General features: G+C 67.0%; 6 protein-coding genes. 2 read left to right on the top strand and 4 right to left on the bottom strand.

Annotated elements, in window-relative coordinates; translation table 11 throughout:
* On the top strand, positions 1 to 840 hold an 840-nt coding region (locus G6019_RS17260; protein WP_241725963.1), incomplete at its 5' end, for an FAD-binding protein.
* Positions 841 to 948: 108 nt separating this feature from the next.
* On the opposite strand, the gene qcrB is transcribed toward G6019_RS17260, so the two are convergent.
* The 4 genes from qcrB to ctaE are packed head-to-tail and all read right to left on the bottom strand — an operon-like array spanning position 949 to position 5,304.
* Positions 949 to 2,568, bottom strand: a complete 1,620-nt coding sequence (gene qcrB, locus G6019_RS09245) for a cytochrome bc1 complex cytochrome b subunit (RefSeq protein WP_107756193.1) — start codon at positions 2,566 to 2,568, stop codon at positions 949 to 951.
* Entirely contained in the window at positions 2,565 to 3,755 is a 1,191-nt protein-coding gene (gene qcrA, locus G6019_RS09240; RefSeq protein WP_182612968.1) for a cytochrome bc1 complex Rieske iron-sulfur subunit, read from the bottom strand. Before qcrA ends, qcrB begins: the two co-directional genes overlap by 4 nt.
* Positions 3,752 to 4,636: a cytochrome bc1 complex diheme cytochrome c subunit gene (gene qcrC / locus G6019_RS09235; RefSeq protein ID WP_031264478.1), complete on the bottom strand. Its 885-nt coding sequence runs from the start codon at positions 4,634 to 4,636 to the stop codon at positions 3,752 to 3,754. Before qcrC ends, qcrA begins: the two co-directional genes overlap by 4 nt.
* A 56-nt stretch (positions 4,637 to 4,692) precedes the next feature.
* Entirely contained in the window at positions 4,693 to 5,304 is a 612-nt protein-coding gene (ctaE, locus tag G6019_RS09230; RefSeq protein WP_031264477.1) for an aa3-type cytochrome oxidase subunit III, read from the bottom strand.
* A gap of 285 nt (positions 5,305 to 5,589) precedes the next feature.
* Here ctaE and trpD point away from each other — a divergent pair, with 285 nt between their 5' ends.
* Positions 5,590 to 6,654 carry an anthranilate phosphoribosyltransferase gene (trpD, locus tag G6019_RS09225; protein ID WP_107756195.1) on the top strand — a complete coding sequence of 355 codons (1,065 nt, stop codon included), beginning with the start codon at positions 5,590 to 5,592 and terminating at the stop codon, positions 6,652 to 6,654.
* Positions 6,655 to 6,714 lie beyond the last annotated feature (60 nt).

The following is a 6,714-nucleotide window of genomic DNA, read 5'->3' as shown; positions in this document are numbered from 1 at the left end:
CAGCGGATGCCGACCGCCGCGTGGTCGGCATCCCACCCGGATACCGGCACCGGTGACGCCGTCCGGATGCTCGACGAGGCCGGAGCCCTACTGGACCTGCTGGACCAGTCGTGGTGGTGCCCGGCAACGCTGTTCCCGAACGGTCGCGCCGCGTTCACGCTCGGTTTCCGTTCCGGGATCATCGTCGACGGCACCGGCCGGCGATTCGCCGACGAACTCCTGCCGTACGACCAGATGGGCCGGCGCATGCGCGCTCGGATGGACGACGGTGCCGGCGAGGAGTTCTGGTTCGTCTTCGACGACGTCGAGGCGGGCGGGTACCCGGCGATCTGCGTCCCCGGCCCCGATCCCGATCAGCATCGCGAGGCCGGTCTCTGGCGCACCGCCGGATCGATCGGGGAACTGGCGGAGGCCATCGGCGTCGACGAGGTCGTCCTGGGGGAGAGCGTCGCACGGTACAACGGCTTCGCCGCCCGTGGACAGGACGATGACTTCGGTCGGGGTGAGGATCCCTACGGCCGCTTCTTCCTCGGTGCGTCGTCACCTGAGGAGTGCCTGCGGCCACTCGAGGGCGAGCGCTTCCACGCCGTACGGCTCGTCCTCGGGGATCTGGGCACCAAGGGGGGCGCGGTGACCGACCACCACGGCGCCGTGCTGGATACCGACGGCGCCCCGATCCCGGGCCTGTACGCCGCGGGCAACTCCTCGGCGTCGGTGTCAGGTGAGGCGTACCCCGGCCCCGGCGTACCCCTGGGGTCGGGCATGACGATGGCCTTCCGGGCTGTCGCCGACATGGCCGGCGAGTCGATCCCGGTGGATCCGTTCGCCGTCGCCCCCTGAGCCGAGCTCCCTTCAGCCGAGCTCCCCGGAAACGGCGACGAGAGGAAACGACAGCGGGCCGGATCCTCCTGTCGGAGGCCCGGCCCGCTGTCGTATGTCGTCGGAGGATCAGTACTCGTGGCGACGAGTACGGTTCTCCTCCTGCAACGTGGTGAGCATCGAGTGCTCCCGGTCGTGCTTGCCGTGCTCGGACTCGTCGAGCATGTGGACCTCGTCGGCCGGGTCCGCCGTCAGTGCACCACGCGGGGGGCGACCGGCGGCACCGAGCTGGTTCATCTTCGTGGGCACCTTGGCACCGGCGTACTCGAGCGGCACCGCGTGTCCGTGCTCGTCGACCCCCGCGAGCGGCTGGTGGACCTCGACGAACTCGCCCTGCGGCATCCGCATGATGATGCCGGTCTCGATTCCGTGCTCCAGAACCTCCCGGTCGGCCCGTTGGAGGCCCAGGCAGAGCCGGTAGGTGAAGAAGTACATGAGCGGCGGCAGAAGGATGAGGCCGATCCGTCCCGCCCATGTGGTGGCGTTCAGTGAGATGTTGAAGTGATAGGCGATGAGGTCGTTGGATCCCATCAACACAAGGATCACGTAGAACGTGATGGCCATGACACCGGCCGCGGTACGAACCGGCACGTCGCGCGGACGCTGGAGCAGGTTGTGATGCGCGGTGTCGCCGGTGAGCTTGGCCTCGATCCACGGGTACAGGAACATGATCACGACCATCGCGCCGAGCATCACGGCGACCCAGAGCACCGCGGGGATGGTGTAGTTGCCCAGGTAGATCTCCCACGCGGGCATCACTCGCGCGCCGCCCTCGGTCCACAACATGTACCAGTCGGGTTGCGAGCCGGCCGATATGTGGGATGGGTTGTATGGCCCCAGGTTCCATATGGCGTTGATCGTGAACATGCCCGAGAAGAGCATGAGCATGCCGACGGTGATGGCGCCGAACGCGACCGACTTGACCGCGAAGACCGGGAGGATGCGGACGCCGACGACGTTGTTCTCCGTGCGGCCGGGCCCGGGGAACTGCGTGTGCTTCTGGTACCAGACCAACGCGAGGTGCGCGGCGATGAGCGCCAGGATGATGGCGGGGATGATCAGCACGTGCAGGATGTAGAAGCGCGGGATCAGGAGATCGCCGGGGAAGTCCCCGCCGAAGATCATCCAGTGCATCCAGGTCCCGATGACCGGGAGTCCGACGATGATGCCTGAGGTGATCCGGATACCGGTACCCGACAGGACGTCGTCCGGCAGGCCGTAGCCGAGGAAGCCCTCGACGATACCCAGCAGCAGCAGCACACAGCCGATGACCCAGTTCGCCTCACGCGGGCGACGGAACGCGCCGGTGAAGAAGATCCGGATCATGTGGACGACCATCGAGGCGACGAAGAGCAGCGCCGCCCAGTGGTGGATCTGACGGACGAAGAGCCCGCCACGGACCTCGAAAGAGATGTTGAGCGCGGTCTCGTAGGCACGGGAGATCTCGATGCCGTTGAGGGGCGCGTAGGCGCCCTGATAGATCACCTTCGACATCGACGGGTCGAAGAAGAGCGTGAGGTACACACCCGAGATCAGCAGGATGATGAAGCTGTACAGGGCGATCTCGCCCAGCAGGAAGGACCAGTGCGTGGGGAAGACCTTGTTGATCTGCCGGCGCATGCCCTTGGCCATGGTGTATCGCGAGTCGAGATTGTTCCCGACCTCCGCGAGTTTGGTGTTGTTACTCATGAACGACGCTCCCAGAAGGCAGGTCCGACCGGCTCGATGAAGTCACCGTTGGCGACGAGGTATCCCTCGCTGTCAACCGCGATGGGCAACTGCGGCAGTGCGCGCGCGGCGGGGCCGAAGATCGGCTTCGCGTACTCGAGCGCGTCGAACTGCGACTGATGGCACGGGCAGAGGAAGCGGTGCGTCTGCTGCTCGTACAGTGAGGTGGGGCATGCGAGGTGTGTGCAGATCTTCGAGTAGGCGTAGAGGTCGCCGTAGTTGAAGTTCTCCTGGCCCTTGCGCTTGATCACCTTGGCCGAGTCGGCCGGGCGGAAGCGGATCAGCATGACCGAGTTCCGAGCTCCGTGGATCGAGTGCATGTGCTCCTCGAAGTCGCCCAACGCGCTCGCGGGGAGCGGGAACACCGACTCGAGTCCGCCGGCTGCCAGGTCCTCGACGTGGATCCGTTCGAGGCGACCCTCACCCGCGGGCGGATGGCCGTCAGGGAAGACCTTGCCGGTGTCGCGACCGAGGTACACCTTCTCGGCGGGGAGCCCGTCCGGCCGGGTGTCCGAGGCAAGGGTCCACCCCGTGGTGTGCAGCGTGCCGTCTCCCGCGATGGTCATCTCCCCGCGGCGCCACGGGTTCTTGATCATGCCCCCGAGAGGCAGGATCGCGGACAGCCCGATGAGAGCCACGCTCGCACCGAGGAACCCGCCCATGACCTTGCGGCGACCGAGGGTCGAGGTCTTCCACGAGTCGTTGAGACCGGCGACGATCGTCCGACGGTCGATGTCCTCGGACGGCCCGTCGTGGCGGGTCTGGACCGAGATCTCCTCCGGGATGAACTTCTTGGTGAACTGCACGGCCCCGAATCCCAGGAACAGGATCGACAGTCCGATCGTCAGGCCGAGCAGAGGCGTGTACGCCATGTAGAGCCAGTAGCCGTCCTCGCCCTGCCCGCGGTACTCCCACGGCCACGCGATATAGATCACGGCGAAGGCGAGCGCGAGGACCGCTGACAGCGCGAACCATGTGGTGACGATGCGGGCGGCGCGCTTCTCGGCACGGGAGGTGACACCCTCCGGCCACCGTCCCTCGCGGAATCGGACGTCGACCTCGTCGAGCTCGGTACCCAGCCGGACGAGCTCGGAGTCGCTCATCCGGTCGAGGTCCGCGGCGGACGGGTTCTTGGGGGTCTCACTCATGAACGGGATCCGATCCAGAGGGTCGCACCGATGAGGGCGACGATGCCGACTAGCCAGATGGCCACACCTTCGGTCACGGGGCCGAGTCCGCCGAGCGCGTAACCGCCGGGGGAGACCTTGGAGTCCGTGTCCCTGATGTAGGCGATGATGTCCTTTTTCTCGTCAGGCGTGAGCTGACGGTCCGAGAACTTGGGCATGTTCTGCGGCCCGGTGAGCATCGCTTGGTAGATCTCCTGCTCGTTGGCAGGGTCCAGAATCGGGGCGTACTTGCCCGCCGACAGCGCGCCACCGCGACCGGTGAAGTTGTGGCAGGAGGCGCAGTTGAGCCGGAAGAGCTCGGAACCACGCGCGATCTCCTCGGCCCGGGCCTCGCCCGAGGCCCCCAGCAGCGACTCCTGGGCGATGGAACCGTCGGGATCGGTGACGATCTCGGGGCCACCACCGAAGAGATCGACGTACGCCGCGAGCGCGATGATCTGGTGCTCGCTGTAGCGCGGCTTCTTCCGCTCGGCCTGGGCCTCGTTGTTGGCGGCGGGCATACGACCGGAGTGGACCTGGAAGTAGGTCGCCCCCGCGCCCGTGCCGACCAGCGACGGGCCGCGGTCCTCGACACCCTGCAGGTTCTGCCCGTGGCAGGTGATGCACGCGACGTCATAGATCGACTTGCCCTCGGCGATGAGCGCGGCCTGGTCCTGCTGGGCCGTGGCCACCTGGGGCTCGGGGACTACGGCCGTGGCGATGGCCCCGGCGCCGAGCAGACCGGCGGCGATGACGAGCGCGCCCGTCGCCTTACGGCGACGCTTCGACGAGGCCGGACGTGCCGGGTTCACCGCGGGCTCCGGCGACGGCGTGTCCGCAGCGGGTGGGTGAGGTGAGTTCATTGTGAGTTCCCTTTGGAGTTGGGACCTGCTGGACGCAGCGTCCTGCGGCCAGCTGACTACTGAATGAAGTAGATGGTGACGAAGAGGCCGATCCAGACCACGTCGACGAAGTGCCAGTAATACGACACGACGATGGCCGCGGTGGCCTGGGCGGGGGTGAACCGGGACATCGTCGTCCGCATGACGAGTACGACGAACGCGAGGACGCCGGCCGCGACGTGGAGGCCGTGGAAACCGGTGGTGATGAAGAAGACCGAACCGTAGACGCTGGACGAGATCGTGGTGCCCTCGAGATACATCTCGTAGTACTCGTAGGCCTGGCCGATGAGGAAGACCGTGCCCATCAGGGCCGAGATGATGTACCAGCGACGGAGGCCGAAGACATCCCCCTGCTCGGCGGCGAAGACGCCCATCTGGCAGGTGACCGAGGACGCCACGAGGATCGCCGTGATGGTCAGAGCGAACGGGACGTTGAGGTGCGTCGGGTAGGAGGGCCAGTCACCTCCCGAGTTCGCCTTGGAGACGAAGTACATCGCGAACAGCCCCGCGAAGAACATCAACTCCTGGGACAACCAGATGATGGTGCCCACACTGACCATGTTCGGACGGTTCAGCGAATGAACGCGCTGAGCCATCGCCGATCCTGAGTTATCCACTGCGCTCGTCACGAGGCCAAGTATGACCCCTGAGGTGGGCGGAGGCTGCAGGGACCCCCGATTTCGGCGTGTCCCCACAGTGTTTTCGCAGGTCGTTCCTAGAACTCCCGGAAAGTGCGTCCGACGACGCACCCCGTGCAGGGGTATCAGGGGCTTCTCAGCCTTTCCGGCGGTCGACTTCAGGGTCCCGGAGATGGGAGTCCGCGCCGCACCGATGAGGTGGCTGGTGGCACGATTGTCAGTGCGCGGTCGCGAGGGTGACGGACCGCCGGGATCCAGGGAGAGAGGTCGGGACACGTGGGGAGTTCTGCAGCGTTCGACGAGGGCCGGTCCTGGCCCGGGGTACTCGGCACGCTCACGTCGGGTCGGGACCTGGAACCGGCTGACGCCCGCTGGGCGATGTCCCGGATCATGGAAGGTCTCGCGACGGACGCCCAGATCGCCGCGTTCGGAGTCGCACTCGACATGAAGGGTGTGACGGGCGCGGAGCTCGACGCCCTGTCCTCGACGATGCTCGACTACTCCCGTAGGGTGCCGACCTCCCGGTCCTGCGTCGACATCGTCGGGACCGGTGGTGACCGGCAGGGAACGGTCAACATCTCGACGATGTCCGCTCTCGTCGTGAGTGCCTGCGGGGTGCCCGTGGTCAAGCACGGCAACCGTGCGGCGTCGTCGAAGAGCGGTGGGGCCGATGTCCTCGAGGCTCTCGGCGTCGCGATCGACCTGGGACCGGATGACGTCGCACGGAGCGTGGACGAGGTGGGTGTGGCCTTCTGCTTCGCGCCCGTGTTCCATCCGGCGCTCCGCTTCGCCGCCGCACCCCGCCGGGAGATCGGGATCCCCACGGTGTTCAACATCCTGGGACCACTGACCAACCCCGCAGCACCCGCCGCCAACCTCATCGGGTGCGCGTTCGAGAGCCTGATGCCCGTGATGGCCGAGGTGTTCGCGCTTCGGGGTAGATCGGCGCTCGTGGTGCGTGGCTCCGACGGTCTCGACGAGATCACGATGACGGGACCGACGCGTGTACTGCGTGTCACCGACGGCCACGTGGACGAGGACGTGATCTCTCCCGGGGACTTCGGGATGGCCACCTGCGCGATCGAGGAACTGCGCGGGGGCGACGGGAGACATAACGCGGCGGTGGCCCGGGAACTCTTGTCGGGCGTGAGAGGTCCCGTCAGGGACGCGGTGCTGCTCAACTCCGCGGCGGCGTTGGTGGCGTTCGATGGCCTCGAGCGGGGTGCGGACCTCGTGCCGGCGATGAGGTCGGCGGTGGAGCGCGCCGCGAAGGCGGTGGACGACGGCGAGGCCGCCCGACTCCTGGACAGGTGGGCGGCCTTCAGTGCCGCCCGGTCCTGACACCCGCTCGACCGCTCGTCGACGCCGCCTGCTCGGCTCGATCCGCCCACTCCGCGAGTG

Source organism: Dietzia sp. DQ12-76 (assembly GCF_014145045.1).
GTDB lineage: Bacteria > Actinomycetota > Actinomycetes > Mycobacteriales > Mycobacteriaceae > Dietzia.
Note: the sequence above shows the minus strand (reverse complement) of the source record. Positions and strands in the feature narration are given on the sequence as shown.

What these genes read in the sequence shown, in the direction of transcription:
- qcrB (WP_107756193.1), bottom strand. Translation starts at nt 2,568, where the DNA reads ATGAGTAACAACACCAAACTCGCGGAGGTCGGGAACAATCTCGACTCG.
- qcrA (WP_182612968.1), bottom strand. Translation starts at nt 3,755, where the DNA reads ATGAGTGAGACCCCCAAGAACCCGTCCGCCGCGGACCTCGACCGGATG.
- qcrC (WP_031264478.1), bottom strand. Translation starts at nt 4,636, where the DNA reads ATGAACTCACCTCACCCACCCGCTGCGGACACGCCGTCGCCGGAGCCC.